Genomic DNA, 17,916 nt, shown 5'->3' with positions numbered 1-17,916 from the left:
CGTCGGTACGGCAACTGCAACAGCATCCGGATCACGCGTGCGGCGCGTGCGCGGCGGCGAACCATGCGTCGACCGCGGCCGTCACCGCGTCGAGCGTGCCCGGCGTCACGTGCAGGCCGAGCTTCGAGCGGCGCCACAGCACGTCCTGCGCGCAGGTCGCCCATTCGGCGTCGCGCAGGTAGCGCAGTTCGGCTTCGTGGATGCCCGGCGCGATTTCGGCGCCGAGGTCGGCGAGCGACTTCGCGCCGTCGACCACGCGCTCGGCGCGCGTGCCGTACGCCCGCGCATAGCGGCGGGCGAGCGCGGCGGGCAGCCACGGATGGCGTTTTGCGAACGCGTCGGCGAATACGTCGAACTTCGCGTCCGCGATGTCGCCGCCCGGCAGCGCGACGCCGGCGGTCCAGGTTTTCGCGTCGCGGCCGAGCGCGCGGCACAGCATGTCGCCGGCTTCTTCCGCGAGCTTGCGGAACGTCGTGATCTTGCCGCCGAACACCGACAGCAGCGGGGCGCCCGCGCCGTCGTCCAGCTCGAGGCGATAGTCGCGCGTGACGGCCGACGCGTTCGCCGCGTTCTCGTCCTCGAGTAGCGGGCGCACGCCCGAGTAGGTCCAGTGCACGTCGGCCGGCGAGATCTTGCGCTTGAAGTAGCGGTTGATCGAATCGCACAGGTACTGCGTCTCGTCGCGATCGATCGCGACCTTCGCGGGATCGTTCGTGTACTCGACGTCGGTCGTGCCGATCAGCGTGAAGTCGTGCTCGTACGGAATCGCGAAGATGATCCGCTTGTCCGGGTTCTGAAAGATATATGCGTGATCGTGATCGAACAGGCGGCGCGTGATGATGTGGCTGCCCTTCACGAGCCGCACGCTGTGATGCGCGCCGCGGCCGAGCGCGCCGTGCAGCACTTCGCCGACCCACGGGCCGGCCGCGTTCGCGATCGCGCGCGCATGCACGACCTGGATCGAGCCGTCGGCGTGCTGCAGCCGCGCTTCCCATTCGTCGCCGCGGCGTTCGGCGGAGACGAGCCGGGTGCGAGTCAGGATCTCGGCGCCGCGCTCCTTCGCATCCATCGCGTTCAGCACGACGAGGCGCGCATCGTCGACCCAGCCGTCGGAATAGACGAAACCGCGCTTGATCGAGTCGATCAGCGGCGCGCCGGCCGCGTGGCGGCGCATGTCGATGCCGCGCGAGCCGGGCAGCAGTTCGCGTTTCGCGAGGTGATCGTAGAGGAACAGGCCGATGCGGATCAGCCAGGCCGGGCGCAGGTTCGGCATGTGCGGCATCACGAAGCGCAGCGGCCACATGATGTGCGGCGCCGCGCGCAGCAGCGTTTCGCGCTCCTGCAGCGCCTTGCGCACCAGCCCGAACTCGTTGTACTCGAGGTAACGCAGGCCGCCGTGAATCAGCTTCGTGCTGGACGACGACGTGTGCGACGCGAGGTCGTCCTGCTCGCAGAGCAGGACCGACAGGCCGCGGCCGGCCGCATCGCGCGCGATGCCCGCGCCGTTGATGCCGCCGCCGACGACGAGCAGATCGTAGCGATTCGGTTGGATCACCTGCTGTCCTTATCGTCTGTTGAAATAGAGTGAACACAAAAATGTTCGAATTCGAAATTTAACGAACGAAATCGAAAAAGTAAAGTTCGAAAAAGCGGGGCCAGTAGCGCGTGGCGCGATCCCGGACGATACTGGCGGAATCGACCGTTTCGCGAGGTGAATCATGCGTATTGGGATGTGGACCGGCGTGTGCGCCGTCCTTCTGGCGGGCTGCAGCGCCGGCACGCCGCCGCTCGCCGGCAACTGGCGGGCGCCGTCGTTCGTCGACCTGCAGACGTCGTGCGGCGGTCCGGCGCGCGACTGGGGCGCGGACGCGCAGCCGGTCTACTCGACGCTGTACGACGCGTATGTGGCGAAACGGTATCGCGGGCTGACCGAGGCGAACTATTGTGCGTTCGTAAACGAACTTTCGACCCACTATGTGGCGCCTGACGCGGCGGCGCGCGCCGGCTGGATCGCATATTTCAACGGGGCGCGCGCGCAGGCCATCAGCTGGCGGGCGGCGGTCGATCCGACGCTGCGCGGCGGTTGAAGCCGGCCGCGGCGAACGGGCGGGGCAAGCGGAAACGACCGCGCGGCCGGAGTCGGCCGCGCGGACGGGTCAGGTCAGGAACAGCGGAATGTCACGAATAGCGGTACTTGATGGATCGCAGCGCGGCGTCGCCGGTCTCGGTCACGCAGTATTTGCGTCCCGAGCCGAGCCCTTCCAGGCGAACGAGCTGCTGTTCGAGCAGGATGTCCAGTTCATCCCGATCCATATCGCGCTGATCAGGCGCGTCCTTCACAAGCAATAGCGTGGCGAATTCATGCGGACTCAGCATCGTTCTCTCCATGGCAATCGGACTGCCCGCGCAGCCGGCGCAAACGCCGGCGCGCGATACCCCGCGGGGTATGGCTTGGGGGGAAAAGCTGCATTCGCCGGCCCTGCAGTTCGCACCGCCCTGGCACAGGCGGATCAGGCGAACGGGCCGGGGAACTGGAGTCTAGTCGAGCGCGCGGGCAACGACAAATCGTGCCCCGTTAATTTTCCGTTTGACAGGAACGGGGGCCGCAAGCGGTTCGCGCGCGGCGCCAACTTCTTGATTTCACTTGAAGTTTCAGGTGCGGTGCAGCATCGCGATCGTCATTCCGCGACGTACACCTGGGTGCCGGCCGCGGCCACCGTGTCGGCCATCTCGGGCGGCAGCGGCTTGTCGGTGAAGAGCGCGTGCACCTGGCTCAGGTGGCCCTGGCGCACGAGCGCCGGGCGGCCGACCTTCGAATGATCGGTCACGAGGTAGACCGTGCGCGCATGCTGCATGATCGCCTCGGCCACGCGCACCTCGCGCGTGTCGAAGTCGCGCAGCGTGCCGTCGGCCTCGATCGCCGACGTGCCGATGATCGCGTAGTCGACCTTGAACTGCCGGATGAAGTCGATCGCGAGCTCACCGACGATGCCCTTGTCCCACGGCCGCACGATGCCGCCCGTGATCAGTACCTCGCAGTCGGGATAGCCGCTCATCATCGACGCGACGTTCAGGTTGTTCGTGATCACGTGCAGCCCGTGATGGCGATTCAGCGCGCGGGCGACTTCCTCGGTCGTCGTGCCGAGGTTGATGAACAACGACGCCTGGTCGGGAATGTGCGACGCCGCGAGCGCCGCGATGCGCCGCTTCTCGTCGTGGAACATCCGCTGGCGCGCGGTGTATGACACGTTCTCCGAACTGGTCGGCAGGCTCGCGCCGCCGTGGTAGCGGCGCAGCAGGTTCAGGTCGGCGAGCCAGTTCACATCGCGGCGGATCGTCTGCGGCGTCACGGCGAAGTGCGCGGCGAGATCGTCGACGGTCACGAAGCCGTCGCGCTGCACCCATTCGAGCAATTCCTGCTGGCGCGCGTTGAGGGTGAGGCGGGGATCTCGGGTCATGGCTCGATGGTCGTGTCGTGAGACGGAGCGGGTATTGTAAGGGCGGCAACGGCATTCGGCCGGCGCGGCGGGCGTCGCGGCGCGTAATTCATGCGGAAATGGCATGGATTCATGTGACAAATGAATTTGTGCGATCGCGCTGATCGCGCTGCAATGGCGGATTGCCTGCGCACGCGGGCGCGCGTTCACTCAGCTTTCGACGAGGTGGCATCGATGACTGGCTTCAACTGGCACAACCCGTATCCGACGACCCGCATTCCGGTATTCGCGCGCAACGTCGTGTCGACGTCGCACCCGCTGGCCGCGCAGGCCGGCCTGCGGATGCTGTGGAAGGGCGGCAATGCGGTCGACGCGGCGCTGGCCGCCGCGGCCGCGATCACCGTCGTCGAACCGGTGTCGTGCGGCCTCGGCGGCGACGCGTTCGCGCTCGTGTGGGACGGCGAGCGGCTGTCCGGGCTGAATGCGTCGGGCGTCGCGCCGGCCGCATGGAACGTCGACTACTTCCGCAAGCGCCACGGCGAGAACGCGCACGGCTTCGCGAACAAGCCGACGCGCGGCTGGGATACCGTGACCGTGCCGGGCGTGATCGCGGGCTGGGAAGCGCTGCATGCGAAATTCGGCTCGCTGCCGTTCGCGGACCTGCTCGAACCGGCGATCGAGATCGCGGAGCGCGGTTATGCGGTGCCGCCGATCGTCGCGCACAAGTGGGCCGCGGCCGTGCCCGAACTGCAGGGCCTGCCGGGCTTCGCGGACACTTTCATGCCGCACGGCCGCGCGCCGCACGTCGGCGAACGCGTGTGCCTGCCCGGTCATGCGCAGACGCTGCGCACGCTGGCGAAGGACGGCGCCCGGGCGTTCTACGAAGGCGCGCTCGCCGAGCGCATCGCCGCGTTCGCGCGCGAAGGCGGCGGCGCGATGACCGAAGCCGACCTGCGTGCGTACCGGCCGGAATGGGTCGAGCCGATCGGCAAGCGCTTCGGCCGCCACACGATTCACGAGATCCCGCCGAACGGGCAGGGCATCGCCGCGCTGATCGCGCTCGGGATCGCCGAGCAGGTGGGCGTGACCGAATGGCCGCTCGATTCGGTCGACTCGCAGCATCTGCAGATCGAGGCGATGAAGCTCGCGTTCGCCGACGTCTATCGTTACGTCGCCGATCCGCGCGCGATGGACGTCACGCCCGAGCAGATGCTCGACGAGGCGTATCTCGCCGAACGCGCGAAGCTGATCGATCCCGCGCGCGCGACGCACTTCGGCGCCGGCCGGCCGCATTCGGGCGGCACGATCTACCTGTCGGCCGCCGACGAGCGCGGGATGATGGTGAGCTTTATCCAGTCGAACTACATGGGCTTCGGTTCGGGGCTCGTCGTGCCGGGCACCGGCATCGCGCTGCAGAACCGCGGGCACGGCTTCTCGATGGATCCGGCGTCGCCGAACGTCGTCGCGGGCGGCAAGCGGCCGTTCCACACGATCATCCCGGCGTTCGTCACGGAGGAAGTCGACGGCCGCACCGAGGCCGTGATGAGCTTCGGCGTGATGGGCGGCGACATGCAGCCGCAAGGCCATCTGCAGACCGTCGTGCGGATGCTCGGCTACGGGCAGCAGCCGCAGGCCGCGTGCGATGCGCCGCGCTGGAAGGTCAACCGCGACTTCACGCTCGACGTCGAATCGACGATGAACCGCGCGACCGTCGACGCCCTGGCCGCACGCGGCCATACGATCCAGTCGATCGACGATCCTTACATGGATTTCGGTTCGGGGCAGTTCATCTGGCGTCTCGACCGCGACGATCGCGAGCGCGGCTACGTGGCGGCGAGCGACAGCCGGCGCGACGGCCTGGCGGCCGGTTTCTGACGGATCGCCGCCGTTTTGCGTGCTCGACGGGCGGCCGAACGGCCGCCCGTTTCGTTTGGCGCGGCCCCGTACCGTCGACCGGGCGCAAGCGGTTTGAAGGACTCATCTAACGAACGGCAACGGACGTCGCGGAACTGCGCCTGTCGGGTATGGTCAGTGCTCTGGAGCACGAACCGCAAAGTCCGGCTAAGATGCCAGCATGGTTCGGCCGGACCAATTCACTATAAACGACGTAAAACGCCGCCTGCGGGAAGGCGGGCGCCTGTGCCGAAGGCATGGGCCGGCCCCCGCGCGACGACTGGGAGCGCACCACCATGGACACGAAAACGACGCATGTCATGCCGTGGCGTATCGAGGACATCGACCTGAACCGGATCGATCGTCAGCGTGCCGCCGCGAACGAGGATCTGCTGCTGCTGCTGTGCGCGTCGTCGTTCATCGAAAGCGGCTCGGATCTCTACACGAGCAATCTGAGCACCTTCTTCAATGACGATCCGGAAGTCTCCGCATGGCTCAACAATGCATGGGAGCACGAAGAATTGCAGCACGGCCGCGCGCTGAAGGCGTACATCGCGCACGTGTGGCCCGAGTTCGACTGGGATACCGCGTTCGCGAATTTCTTCGCCGAGTATTCGAAGACCTGCTCGGTCGAGGCGTTCGAGAAGACCCGCGCGCTCGAGATGGTCGCGCGCTGCGTCGTCGAGACGGGTACCGCCACGCTGTATCGCGCGATCAACGAGTGCTCGGACGAGCCGGTGCTGAAGGAAATCACCGACAACATCCGCACCGACGAAGTGCGTCACTACAAGCACTTCTTCAAGTTCTTCAAGAAGTACAACCAGGTCGAGGGCAACGGCCGGCTCGCCGTGCTCGGCGCGCTGGCGCGCCGCGTGATGGAAATCAAGAACGAGGATTCCGAGATCGCGCTGCGCCACGTGTTCGCGATCCGCTATCCCGATCGCGTCGGCGACAATCAGTACAACCGCGAGCGTGCCGCGCGCATCAATTCGCTCGTGCGTCGCAACCTGTCGGCCGACATGTGCGTGAAGATGCTGCTCAAGCCGCTCGACCTGCCCGCGAAGATCCAGCCGGGCGTCCACTATCCGCTCACGAAGATCACGCGGCACGTTTTCCTGCGTTGATCGACGCGGTACGGCCCGTCGCGCGTACGCTGGCGCCTCCTCGTCCGATCCGCTCCAGGGCCACGCCATCATGACCGATACCCCTCGCCACGCACTCGAACAATGGACGTTCGATGCGTGGCCGTCCGCCATCGTGGCGCTGTTCGACGGCACCGCGCTCGAGCGTCATGCCGACCTCGCCGCGTCGCTGATCGTCGCGACCGACGACGGCCAGTTGCGCACGACGCTGCTCGGCGTCGGCGAGATCTATGCGCACGATGCGCGTACGCTGCTGATCGCGCTTTGGCCGCAGTCGCGGGCCGCGCGCGCGATCGCGCAGCGGCGCACGGCCGCGTTGACGCTCGTCGCGGACGGAGCGTTCTTTCAGGCGCAATTGAAGATGACGCCGCTCGAAGGAGACTTCGGCGGCCTCGCCGGATTCGCCGCGACGATCGCGCGGGGCGATGCGCAGCGGGTCGGCTATGCGCGACTCGCGACGGGTGTCACGTTCACGCTGGAAGGAGAGCGCGCCGCGGTGCTCGCACGCTGGCAACGCCAGGTCGAGCACCTGCGGCGCGCAGCCGCGCGGCTTCAGTGACCGCGCTGGCCGCTGCGCGACGAACGATTGCGGTTCGGGTGCGCGGCGTTGCCGTTCGCCGGGCGGGCGCTGTTGCCGCCGCCCGCCGGACGTCCGCCGGTACCGCCGGCGGCGCCTTGCGTGCGCGGCTTCGCGGCCTTCTGCTGCGAGGCTTTCGGTTGCGCGTTGCCGTCGCGTTTCGCGGCCGGCTGGCCTGAGCCGCCCGCCCGCGGCTGGCGATTGCCGCCGCCACCGCCGCCGCCATTACCACCACCGCGCGGCTGTTGCCCGCGACGCTGCTGGATCGGCTCCGGCTTCGCGTTCGGATCGGGTTCGAAGCCCGCGATCACTTCCTGCGGAATCTCGCGCTTGATCAGCCGCTCGATGTCGCGCAGCAACTGCTTCTCGTCGACGCACACGAGCGACACGGCTTCGCCGGTCGCGCCCGCGCGGCCCGTGCGGCCGATCCGGTGCACGTAATCCTCGGGCACGTTCGGCAGGTCGAAGTTGACGACGTGCGGCAACTGGTCGATGTCGATCCCGCGCGCGGCGATATCGGTCGCGACGAGCACCTGCAGCGTGCTGTTCTTGAACTCGGCCAGCGCGCGCGTGCGGGCCGACTGGCTCTTGTTGCCGTGGATCGCCATCGCGCTGATGCCGTCCTTCGTCAACTGCTCGGCGAGCCGGTTCGCGCCGTGCTTGGTGCGCGTGAACACGAGTACCTGGAACCAGTTGTGTTCGCGGATCAGGTGCGTGAGCAGCTCGCGCTTGCGATCGCGGTCGACCGGGTGGATCTTCTGCGCGACGCTTTCGGCCGTCGTGTTGCGGCGTGCGACCTCGATCAGCGCGGGCGAATCGAGCAGGTTGTCCGCGAGCGCCTTGATTTCGTCGGAGAAGGTAGCGGAGAACAGCAGGTTCTGGCGCTCCGGCGGCAGCTTCGCGAGCACGCGCTTGATGTCGTGGATGAAGCCCATGTCGAGCATCCGGTCGGCTTCGTCGAGCACGAGGATGTCGAGATCCGACAGGTCGATGGTCTTCTGCTGCATGTGGTCGAGCAGGCGGCCCGGCGTCGCGACGACGATGTCGACGCCGCGCTTGAGCGCATCGATCTGCGGATTGATGCTGACGCCGCCGAACATCACGGTCGAGCGCAGCTTCAGGTACTTGCTGTACGCACGGACGCTTTCCTCGACCTGCGCGGCGAGTTCGCGCGTCGGCGTGAGGATCAGCGCGCGCACCGCGCGCTTCGCCCCGCGATTGTCCGCGTAGAACGTATGCAGGCGTTGCAGGATCGGCAGCGTGAAGCCGGCGGTCTTGCCGGTGCCCGTTTGCGCGCCGGCGAGCAGGTCGCCGCCGCCGAGGACGGCAGGGATCGCCTGCTGCTGGATCGGGGTAGGCGATGTGTAGCCGAGCTCGTTGACCGCCTTGACCAGCGGTTCGGCCAAGCCGAGAGATTCGAAAGACATAGATACCACTCTTGAGTTTTATGATCGGCGACACCTCGCGCGGCCCGCGCGGGGACTGGCGTCGCAAAAAGCAAAGGGGCGCGGAACGCAGGTCACTCACCTGTTGCGGCGAGATCGGCGTACCGTTGTTGCCCCACGACATCCGGATGTACGTTACTACAGCTGCGACTTCCTGGTTCGACAGCGACTGCGCGAACGGCGGCATGCCGTACGGACGCGGGTTCTTGAACGTGCTCGGCGGATAGCCGCCATTCAGCACCATGCGGATCGGGTTGACCGCCGATTCCATCATGATCGAGTGGTTGCCCGCGAGCGGCGGATAAGCAGGCGGCTTGCCCGCGCCGGTTTCGGCGTGGCAGGTCGCGCAGTTGTCTGCGTAGATCTTCTTGCCCTGGTCGAACAGCGCGTTGCCGAATTGCTTCGACGGCTCGTACTGCATGTTCTTCGGCGCTTCAGCCTTCTGCGGGATCGACTTCAGGTACGTCGACATCGCGCGCGTATCTTCGTCGGTCATGTACTGCAGGCTGTTGTGGACCACGTCCGCCATCGGGCCGAACACCGCGCCCTTCTGCGACACGCCGGCCTGCAGCAGGTCGGACAGCTCCTGCACGTGCCAGTCGCCGAGGCCGAGTTCCTTGTCGTTCGTCAGCGACGGCGCATACCAGTTCTGCAGCGGGATCAGGCCGCCGGCGAACGCCGACGAACTCACCGGGCCGCCCATCATGTTGATCGACGTGTGGCACATCGAGCAGTGGCCGAGGCCTTCGACGAGGTACGCGCCGCGGTTCCATTCGACCGACTTCGTCGGATCCGGCTTGTATTCGCCTTCCTTGAAGAACAGCGTGCGCCAGCCGATCAGCAGGTTGCGGTTGTTGAACGGGAACTTCAGTTCGTGCGGACGGCTCGGCACCGACACCGGCGCGACCGAGCGCAGGTACGCGTAGATCGCGTCCGAATCCGCGCGCGTGACCTTCGTGTAGCTCGCGAACGGGAAGCCCGGGTAGAGCAGGCTGCCGTCCTTCGAGCGACCCGTGTGCATCGCGCGGTAGAAGTCGTCCGACGTCCACTTGCCGATACCGTTCTGGTCGTCCGGCGTGATGTTCGGCGTGTACATGGTGCCGAACGGCGTCGCCATCGGCAGGCCGCCCGCGAACGACTTGCCGCCGCGCACGGTGTGGCACGCGATACAGTCGCCGACGCGCGCGAGGTATTCGCCCTTCTTGATCAGCGCGGCCTGGTCGGCCGGCGTGGCCGCGACGGCGGAAGCGCCGTGCAGCGTGTCGTTGCCCGGCCACAGGACCGGCACGAGGGCGGCGGCCGCGACGATCGCGGCGGCCGAGAGTGCAAACAGGGACTTGCGTTTCATTGTGTCTGTCTCCCTTGCCTTATTGCGGTTCGCTGCCGCAGGCGAGCGGAGTCTTCATCGAACGCGCCGGGGCCGGCACGGGGTTGGCGGGCGCCGGTTGCGCGGCGAGCCATGCGGTCACGGCCGTCACGTCTTCGTCGGAAAGCTTCGACGCGATGTCGTGCATGCAATCCGGTGCCTTCGCGTGACGGTTGCCCGAGCGCCAGGCGCCGAGCTGCGCGCTCAGGTAATCGGCGTGCAGGCCGACGAGGCCCGGGATCGCCGGCTGCATGCCGGTCAGCCCTGCGCCGTGGCAGGCCACGCAGGCCGGCAGCTTGCGGGACGGATCGCCCTGCGTGACGAGCTGCTTGCCGCGTGCGAGCGTCGCAGCCGGCAGCGTCGGCTTCGCCGGCGTCGGATACGGCGGACGTTCGGCCGAGAAGTGCTCGGCGATTTCGCGCAGGTAGTCGTCGTTCAGGTACGTCAGCAGGTAGTTCATCGGCGGGTACTTGCGCCGGCCGTCACGGAAGTTGACGAGCTGGTTGTACAGGTACTCGGCCGGCTTGCCGGCAAGACGCGGGAAATAGTCGTTGTCGGTGCCCTGGCCGTGGACGCCGTGGCATGCAGTACAGCCGCGCACACGCTCGGCCATGGTATCGGGTGCCTTGAGCGGCGCCTGCTGGGCGTGCGCTTGCTCCGTGGGCTTGGTCTGCGCTTGGGCAGCGCTCATAAGGCCCGCGCCGCCGATCATCAGAACGGCGAGCAGCGGACGGAAGAGGCGTCTTGAAGACACACGAGACTCCATGATTATTCGTCGGGGACCTTGTCCGGGCTACGATCGGCTCGGCGCATGGACGGCAGGACAGCCGGGCTGCTGCGACGCGGCATTCTATCATCGATGGGTAATGACGGCTATTTGGCAAAAGGACATCGGTTCCTGTCTGTTTGCGACTTGCGACAATTTGACGCGTATTGCGACGCCGCTGTGTGAACCGGCGTGCGTTTTCCCCATCGAAGACCGTACACTCGCGGGTCGCGCGGCGCCGCCTCCGCCGCTGGTCCAGTCATTTCTCCCGTTTCCGGATTCATCAATGACGTTTTCTACCGTGCCGTTGCCTTCCTCACGCCGTCCGTCCCGTTGCCGCCTCGCCGGCCCGTCGCTTTCGGGAGGGTGCGCGCGATGAAGTTCGACAGCTTGTGGATCGGTCAGGTCGCGCTCGCGGCGCTGATGGACGCCGCGTTCGCGATGGCGGTCGGCTCGGCGCTGCTCAAGGCGTGGCTCGGCAAGGACGGCGCACGGCCGGTCATCTCGCCGTCGCATCCGGCGTGGCTGCGCGCGCAACATTCGCTGGTCGCGGCGGCGCTGGCGCTGGTGCTCGCGGATCTCGGCTGGCTCGTCTACGAGGCCGCGACGATGAGCGGCGCGGGGCTTGGCGGCGCGTTCGCCGCGATCCCGGTCATGCTGATGCAGACGCATACGGGCTTTGCGTGGAGCGTCGCGTTCGCCGGCGCCCTGGTGCTCGCGATCGTCGCGCTCGCGAAGCCGGACGGCCCCGTCGCACACGCGGTGCTGTGGTTCGCGGTGATCGTGATCGCGGCCGGCAAGGCTTCCCTCGGCCATGCGGCCGATACGGGCGCACTGTCCGCGGCGGTCGGCGTACAGACGCTGCACCTGCTCGCGACGGCGGTGTGGGGCGGCCTCGTGCTCGCGGGCGGGCTCGCGGTGCTGCCGGCACTCGGCTCGTCGGTCGCGCGCGGCGCGCTGATCCGCATCGGCCAGCACCTGTCGCGCACGTCGATCGCCGCGGTCGTGTTCGTGCTCGGCACGGGCGCGCTCAACGCGATCCGCGGGCTCGGCGGCTCGCTCGCGCCGCTCGACGGCAGCACGTGGGGGCGCGTGCTGTTGCTGAAGCTGCTGCTCGTCGCGCTCGCGCTCGTGCTCGGCGGCCTGAACCGCTTCTCGGCGCTGCCGCGCCTGCGCCGCACCGCGTCGACCGAGGACGCGCACACGTTCCGCAATATCCTGCATCTCGAGGGGATGACGATGATCGGCGTGTTCGTCGCGGCAGCCGTGCTGTCGTTCAGCGTGCCGGGCTTCGCGGCGCTCGGCTGACGGCCCGTTGCGCGCGGCGCCACGCAACGGTGCCGCGCATGCAGGCACGGCCGCCTGTCGGGCGGCCGTGCCGACATCGGGGCGTACCGCGCGGGCCTCGGCCGCGCGCGATGCGCGTCGCGCTTACCACTCGGCGACACTGCCGTCCGCATGGCGCCATACCGGATTGCGCCAGCGGTGGCCGGTCTTCGCCATCTCGCGCACCTTCTCCTCGTTCACGTCGATGCCGAGCCCCGGGCCCTGCGGGATCGCGACGAAGCCGTCCTCGTAGCGGAACACCTCGGGGTTGCGCAGGTAGTCGAGCAGGTCGTTGCCCTGGTTGTAGTGGATGCCGAGGCTTTGTTCCTGGATGAATGCGTTGTAGCTGACCGCGTCGAGCTGCAGGCACGCGGCGAGCGCGATCGGGCCGAGCGGGCAGTGCAGCGCGAGCGCGACGTCGTAGCTTTCCGCGAGCGTCGCGATCTTGCGGCACTCGGTGATGCCGCCCGCGTGCGATGCGTCGGGCTGGATGATGTCCACGTAGCCGCCCGCGAGGATGTGCTTGAAGTCCCAGCGCGAGTACAGCCGTTCGCCGAGCGCGATCGGCGTGTTGGTCTGGTTGACGATGTCGCGCAGTGCCTCGGCGTTCTCCGACAGCACCGGCTCCTCGATGAACATCAGCTTGTACGGGTCGAGCTCCTTCGCGAGCACCTTCGCCATCGGCTTGTGCACGCGGCCGTGGAAGTCGACGCCGATCCCGACGTGCGGGCCGACCGCGTCGCGCACGGCCGAGACGTTCGCGATCACCTGCTCGACCTTGTCGTAGGTATCGACGATCTGCAGTTCCTCGGAACCGTTCATCTTGACGGCCTTGAAGCCGCGCTCGACGACCGCGCGCGCATTGTTCGCGACGTCGCTCGGCCGGTCGCCGCCGATCCACGAATACACCTTGATGCGATCGCGCACCTGGCCGCCCAGCAGCGCGTGCACCGGCACGCCGTGATGCTTGCCCTTGATGTCCCACAGCGCCTGGTCGACGCCGGCGATCGCGCTCATCGTGATCGGGCCGCCGCGGTAGAAGCCCGCGCGGTACATCACCTGCCAGTGGTCTTCGATCAGCAGCGGGTCGCGGCCGACGAGGTAGTCGGCCAGCTCCTGCACGGCGGCCTCGACCGTGTGCGCGCGGCCTTCGACGACCGGCTCGCCCCAGCCGACGATGCCCTCGTCGGTTTCGATCTTGAGGAACAGCCAGCGCGGCGGGACGACAAAGGTTTCGAGGCGGGTGATTTTCATGACGCGAGTCTCCATGGTTGACCGGCGCGGCCGCTCGGGCGCGGCGCACGGTCGCGTGCTTTCGCGGTTATCCTAGCGTAGCCCGATAAAAAATAGTATTAATAGCATTATTGTGCAGATAGTGGGCAGCCGGCCTGCCGGATCAACGGAGAACGACCATTCAACGCGACCTGCATGGACAGACGGCCTTCCAGCTGGCGACGGCGATCCTGCGCGGCGACCATCCGCCCGAATCGCTGCTGCCGAGGGAGCCCGACCTGATGGAGAGGTACGGCGTGAGCCGCACGGTGATGCGCGAGGCGTTGCGCACGCTGACGTCGAAGGGGCTCGTCGAGTCGCGGCCGAAGGTCGGCACGCGCGTGCGGCCGCGCCGTGCGTGGAACCTGCTCGATGCCGACCTGCTCGACTGGTATGCGCGCGTCGCGCCGCCGCTCGCCTTCGCGCTGAAGCTGCAGGAGATGCGCGAGATGATCGAGCCGTACGCGGCCGCGCTGGCCGCGCGCGCGCATACGCCGGAAGCGTTCGCCGCGATCGACGGCGCGGCGTGCGCGATGGCCGCCGCACGCACCGTCGACGAATGGGTGCGCGCCGACCTGCGCTTTCACCTGAGCGTGCTCGAGGCCGGCGGCAACGAACTGCTGGTGCCGCTCGGCACGCTGATCGACCGCACGCTCGAGGCGCAACTGCACCTGAATGCGCGCCGGGCCGACGTCTACAACGCGTCGCTCGCCGAGCACCTGGCCGTCAGCGACGCGATCCGCGCGCGCGACGAGGACGGTGCGCGCCGCGCGATGGCGTCGCTGCTCGCGGTGACGCGCGCGCGGATCGAGATGTCGTGACGGAAAGAGGCGGGCGGCGCGGCGCCGTCAGGCGTTCGCGCAGCCGCCCGGCTTGACGACGCGTTCCGTCGACGCCGGGTATTTCGCGAGCAGGCTCGCCGGCCGGCGCGGGCGCGCGACCAGGTCGCCGCCGCAGTTCGGGCAGCGACCCTTCAGCACGTCGTCGGCGCAGGTCGCGCAGAACGTACATTCGAACGTACAGATGCGCGCCTCCGCCGAATCGGGCGGCAGGTCCTTGTCGCAGCATTCGCAGCCGGGACGCAGTTCGAGCATGATGGTTTTTCCTGGGTCGACGAGGGGCGGGACGCGTGCCGCCCGACGTCGCGGGCGGCACATGCGAACGCTACTGTACGCGTTTGGATCGGCCTGGCCAACGGTGTTCGCCCGGATGCCGTGCGAGGCGCGCGCCGCTCCGGGAGACGGACGTGCTGGATCGCGGAAACCGCCGTCGTACGGCGGCGGCCAACGTCTGCCGTCTCGAGAATGTCTACCTCGACGCGCCGCCCGCCGGGCACGACGATGGCCGCCCGCGCCGAGCGGCGCGCGGCGGCGCGACCGGTCGTGCAGTCATCGGGAATCAGGACGGTTGCGCCGACGCGGCGTCCGGCGCGGGCGTTTCCGCTTGCGGCGCCGGGCCGGCCGTCCGCGTGCCGGTGCCGGCCGGGCGCTCGATCAGCGGCGCGAGCGCCGGCGCCATCGACTTCAGCAACTGCACGGCCATCGCGCTCGTGAAGTCGTAGCGGGCCGCGTAGGGTTCGTGCGCGGTTGCCGTCAGGACCCCGAAGAACCGGTCGCCGATCACGAACACGAACGTGCCGCTGCGGTTGACCTTGCGCGACTCGATCAGCCGCGCGCCGCGCGCGTAGACGTTGAAGCGCTGGTCGCCCGTCCCCGTCTTGCCGTACACCGGGAGCGTCTTGCCGTCGGGTAGCGTGAGGCCGCCCGCGAGGCGGCGCGCGGTGCCGTTCAGCACGACGTCGCGCAGCAGCGTGTGCGCCACGTTGACGACCTCCGGCGGCAGCATCGGCTGCGGTTGCGCGGCCGCGCGCACGAAGCGCGTTTCGTACGGCGTGCCCTTCGCGAAGTCGAGCCGCGTGATCGTCTCGGTCGGCGCCTTCTGGCCGCCGTTCGCGATCAGGCCGATCAGTTTCGCGAGTGCGTCGGGCTGGTCGCCCGACGCGCCGATCGCCGCCGCATAGGACGGCGTGACTTCCGCGAACGGGTAGCCGAGGGCGCGCCACGACTTCGTGATCTCCGCGTACGCGCGCAGCTCGACCATGCGGCGGATGCGCCGGTCCTGCGTCGCGTGGTAGCGCGTCTTGTACAGCCACGAGTACGTGTAGAAACGCGCATCGCGGCTGTCGCGCTGGACCTCGGCGAGCGACGCCGTCGGGTGCGCGCGCAGGTAGTTGAGCGTCCACAGCGCGAGCGGATGCACGCTTGCGATATAACCGCGGTCGTTGAGGTTGAAGCGACCGATCGCGTACTTCGCGTAGAGCGCGGCAAGATCGTCGTCGGACAGCGTCGCGGCCGGCGTGCCCTTCAGCTGCGCGCGCATCTGCGCATCGAACCAGGCGAGCGATTCGTTCGGCGCGACGCTGCGCAGCACGGTCGCGATCTTCGGCGGCGACTTGCGCACGTCGCGCAGCAGCAGCGCGAGCGCATCGTCGGGTGCCTTGCCCGCGTAGCGCGTGTAATAGCGCCTCACGTAGACCTGGCTTTCGCCGTCGACGAACTGCTGCAGGTAACGCCGGCGCTGGTCGGGATCGCCGAGCCACGACGACGAGGGGCCGGCCGCCTGCAGCATCTCGTAGTGGACGATGTCGCGCATCAGCCGCACGAACACGAGGTTGACCGAGTGCTCGAACGCCGCGTGCAGCGTCAGGATGCGGCCGTTGTCCGACTTTTCGAAGTTCGAGAACACCTGCGCGCCGCCGCCCGTGTAGAAAACGTCGGGGCTCGCCGAGTACTTGCGTTCGACGGCCGCGTCGAGCATCGCCTGCAGCGAGCGGTCGCGCGTATGCGACAGGTAGTCGAGCGCCCAGCGCGACAACTGGTCGATCGGGTCGGGCTTCACGCGCGCGAGCTCGGCGTTCGACAGGCTCGCGTAACGCGCATGCAGGTCGGACACGATCTGCAGGTACGTGATCAGCGTGCGCAGCTTCGCGGTCGAGCCGAGGTTGATACGGCCGCCGCGATTCACGTCGAACGGCTGGTTCACGCTGTCGGTCTGCACGCGCAGCAGGTTCGCGCCGTTGCGGTGTTCGTACAGCGTGAAGCTGTACGTGAGGTGCGATGGGTCGTCCTTCGGCGCGAGCATCTCGAAACCGTACAGGCCGGCGGCCTGCGCGCCGTCGCGCGTCGACGCCTGCGCGAGCCGTTCGGCGACGGCCTGCTGCACGCCGTTGTCGAGCGTGCTGGTCGCCTGCAGGTCGAGCTGGTCGAGCTGGTACAGGTCGCTGATGCCGAGCGCCGACAGCAGCGATGCGCGCGCGGACGTCACGGCCTTGCGCGACACGAACGACTGCACGTGCGCGGCGGCGGGCGGCGCGCTGCGCTCGATCTGCGCGGCGAGCGCGGCATCGCGCAGCGCGGGAGAAATCACGCCGCCGTTCGACAGCAGCCGCAGATAGCTGTCGGTCAGCTTCTGCAGCGCCGGATAACCGCGGTTGAGGAAATACGACGGCGCGCGCTGCGCGATGATCAGCGACAGCACCTCGCGGAACGTCTTGCCCTGTTCGTCGATGTTGTCGCCGGTCGTCGGCGCGGACAGGATCCGGTTCACGTCGTTGAAGTCGCGGCCGTACCACGCGGCGAGACCGTCGCCGATGCCGGTGATTTCGCCGACATGCGGCCGGGCGGCGAGCGGCACCGAGTTCAGGTAGCGCACGACGATCGTGCGGCGCGCGAGCATCGTCTGCGGGCCGTTCAGGTACGCGCGCACCGACGCGGACGCGATCTGCCGCAGCTTTTCGGGCGGCGTCGCGGTGCGGCCTTCGGGCGAATGGCGGAACTTCTCGATCTGCGTCGCGAGCGTGCTGCCGCCCGGGCGCGCCTGGTGACGGTTGACGACGTGCAGCGCCTGGTCGGCGAGCGCGCGGCTGAAGCGACCCCAGTCGATCGCCGGGTTGCGGTTCGGCTCGTTCGCGTCGAGCAGATAGCGATCCTCGATGAACAGCAGCGAATCGACGACCACACGCGGCACCGTGTCGAAGTCGGCGTACACGCGCTGCGGGAACACGGTCGCGAACAGCGGTGCGCCGGTCGAATCGAACAGTATCAGGCCGGCCTGGTCCTTCTCTTCGTAAGGGAGGAACAACCCGCGATCGCCGAGCGACAGCATCCGCTGCGAATCGCGCGCCTGCTTGCCGACGACGAAACCGCGCGCGAGCAGCCGCTGCTGGAATGCCGGAAGCAGCGCGTAGCCGAGGCGCTGGTCGTAGGGGCCGTTCGCGGGGAAGCGGATGTGATCGCTCGGGCCCGTTTCGATCGTGTAGCCGACGTCGCGGGTGAGTTCGGACAGGTAATGCGCCTGCATCCGGGACGTTTCGATCTCGGTCTGCACGAGCCGCGCAACGATCGCCACCGCGATCAGCAGTGCGGCGAGCAAAGACCACTTGACCCACGTCCAGACCGATGCGGGACCGGTCACGCGCGGCAGGATACGATTCAGCGGCCGATTCATGGCGGCGTCTCCCTGAGGGCGCGGTTGTCCGGCCGCACCCCATTAAGGATTAGTGTAGTCCTCCGCAGCGGGCTGCCAAGGGCGTCGACTACCGAGATGCGCCGATGCAACGCGCGTGCCCGTGAGGCGCGGCAACGGGCGCCGCGCCGCGATGGTGCGCGCCGTCGCGGCGTAACGTTTGCGCGT

Annotated in this window: 14 protein-coding genes and 1 pseudogene; 6 read left to right on the top strand and 9 right to left on the bottom strand. The window is 68.1% G+C overall.

The genetic code is table 11. The annotated features are described in order from the left end of the window. Positions 1-31: 31 nt before the first annotated feature. The gene (gene glpD, locus AC1VVG_RS14250) at positions 32-1,555 is read right to left on the bottom strand and encodes a glycerol-3-phosphate dehydrogenase (protein ID WP_069706276.1); all 1,524 of its coding nucleotides are present in this window, start codon (positions 1,553-1,555) and stop codon (positions 32-34) included. A gap of 163 nt (positions 1,556-1,718) precedes the next feature. On the opposite strand from glpD, the gene AC1VVG_RS14245 reads away from it, so the two are divergent. Continuing rightward, complete coding sequence (locus tag AC1VVG_RS14245) at positions 1,719-2,087, top strand: hypothetical protein (protein WP_034189037.1); 369 nt, start codon at positions 1,719-1,721, stop codon at positions 2,085-2,087. Positions 2,088-2,178: 91 nt separating this feature from the next. Here AC1VVG_RS14245 and AC1VVG_RS14240 read toward each other — a convergent pair whose 3' ends face one another. Next, on the bottom strand, positions 2,179-2,376 hold the full coding sequence (locus AC1VVG_RS14240) for a hypothetical protein (protein ID WP_006477892.1): 198 nt from the start codon (positions 2,374-2,376) through the stop codon (positions 2,179-2,181). A gap of 302 nt (positions 2,377-2,678) precedes the next feature. Further along, complete coding sequence (locus AC1VVG_RS14235; RefSeq protein WP_006493999.1) at positions 2,679-3,458, bottom strand: DeoR/GlpR family DNA-binding transcription regulator; 780 nt, start codon at positions 3,456-3,458, stop codon at positions 2,679-2,681. Between the two features lie 213 nt (positions 3,459-3,671). Here AC1VVG_RS14235 and AC1VVG_RS14230 point away from each other — a divergent pair, with 213 nt between their 5' ends. The 3 genes from AC1VVG_RS14230 (at position 3,672) to AC1VVG_RS14220 (ending at position 7,031) form a co-directional block, all read left to right on the top strand. Further along, positions 3,672-5,312 carry a gamma-glutamyltransferase family protein gene (locus AC1VVG_RS14230; protein ID WP_482835782.1) on the top strand — a complete coding sequence of 547 codons (1,641 nt, stop codon included), beginning with the start codon at positions 3,672-3,674 and terminating at the stop codon, positions 5,310-5,312. Between the two features lie 314 nt (positions 5,313-5,626). After that, positions 5,627-6,454, top strand: a complete 828-nt coding sequence (locus tag AC1VVG_RS14225; RefSeq protein ID WP_034189104.1) for a ferritin-like domain-containing protein — start codon at positions 5,627-5,629, stop codon at positions 6,452-6,454. Positions 6,455-6,524: 70 nt separating this feature from the next. After that, positions 6,525-7,031 (top strand): hypothetical protein, encoded by a 507-nt coding sequence (locus AC1VVG_RS14220; RefSeq protein WP_034189039.1) that lies wholly within the window; start codon positions 6,525-6,527, stop codon positions 7,029-7,031. On the opposite strand, the gene AC1VVG_RS14215 is transcribed toward AC1VVG_RS14220, so the two are convergent. From AC1VVG_RS14215 to AC1VVG_RS14205, 3 genes and pseudogenes are all read right to left on the bottom strand, one after another. Beyond that, a complete protein-coding gene (locus AC1VVG_RS14215) occupies positions 7,025-8,476 on the bottom strand; it encodes a DEAD/DEAH box helicase (RefSeq protein WP_069706278.1) in 1,452 nt (483 codons plus the stop codon). The two genes, AC1VVG_RS14220 and AC1VVG_RS14215, sit on opposite strands and share 7 nt — an antisense overlap. 73 nt (positions 8,477-8,549) lie before the next feature. Further along, a pseudogene (locus AC1VVG_RS14210) lies at positions 8,550-9,842 on the bottom strand (c-type cytochrome); the annotation flags it as partial. Positions 9,843-9,861: 19 nt separating this feature from the next. After that, positions 9,862-10,626: a c-type cytochrome gene (locus AC1VVG_RS14205; protein ID WP_034189042.1), complete on the bottom strand. Its 765-nt coding sequence runs from the start codon at positions 10,624-10,626 to the stop codon at positions 9,862-9,864. A 375-nt stretch (positions 10,627-11,001) separates the two neighbouring features. On the opposite strand from AC1VVG_RS14205, the gene AC1VVG_RS14200 reads away from it, so the two are divergent. Beyond that, positions 11,002-11,934: a CopD family protein gene (locus AC1VVG_RS14200; protein WP_034189043.1), complete on the top strand. Its 933-nt coding sequence runs from the start codon at positions 11,002-11,004 to the stop codon at positions 11,932-11,934. Between the two features lie 123 nt (positions 11,935-12,057). Here AC1VVG_RS14200 and dgoD read toward each other — a convergent pair whose 3' ends face one another. Further along, on the bottom strand, positions 12,058-13,206 hold the full coding sequence (dgoD, locus tag AC1VVG_RS14195; RefSeq protein ID WP_034189044.1) for a galactonate dehydratase: 1,149 nt from the start codon (positions 13,204-13,206) through the stop codon (positions 12,058-12,060). A 134-nt stretch (positions 13,207-13,340) separates the two neighbouring features. On the opposite strand from dgoD, the gene AC1VVG_RS14190 reads away from it, so the two are divergent. Next, positions 13,341-14,045, top strand: a complete 705-nt coding sequence (locus AC1VVG_RS14190; protein ID WP_482835904.1) for a FadR/GntR family transcriptional regulator — start codon at positions 13,341-13,343, stop codon at positions 14,043-14,045. Between the two features lie 27 nt (positions 14,046-14,072). Here AC1VVG_RS14190 and AC1VVG_RS14185 read toward each other — a convergent pair whose 3' ends face one another. Further along, a complete protein-coding gene (locus AC1VVG_RS14185; protein ID WP_034189046.1) occupies positions 14,073-14,318 on the bottom strand; it encodes a DUF1272 domain-containing protein in 246 nt (81 codons plus the stop codon). A 304-nt stretch (positions 14,319-14,622) separates the two neighbouring features. After that, positions 14,623-17,730, bottom strand: a complete 3,108-nt coding sequence (locus AC1VVG_RS14180) for a transglycosylase domain-containing protein (protein ID WP_482835781.1) — start codon at positions 17,728-17,730, stop codon at positions 14,623-14,625. Positions 17,731-17,916: the final 186 nt, after the last annotated feature.

This window comes from Burkholderia sp. L-4 (assembly GCF_056856535.1).
Note: the sequence above shows the minus strand (reverse complement) of the source record. Positions and strands in the feature narration are given on the sequence as shown.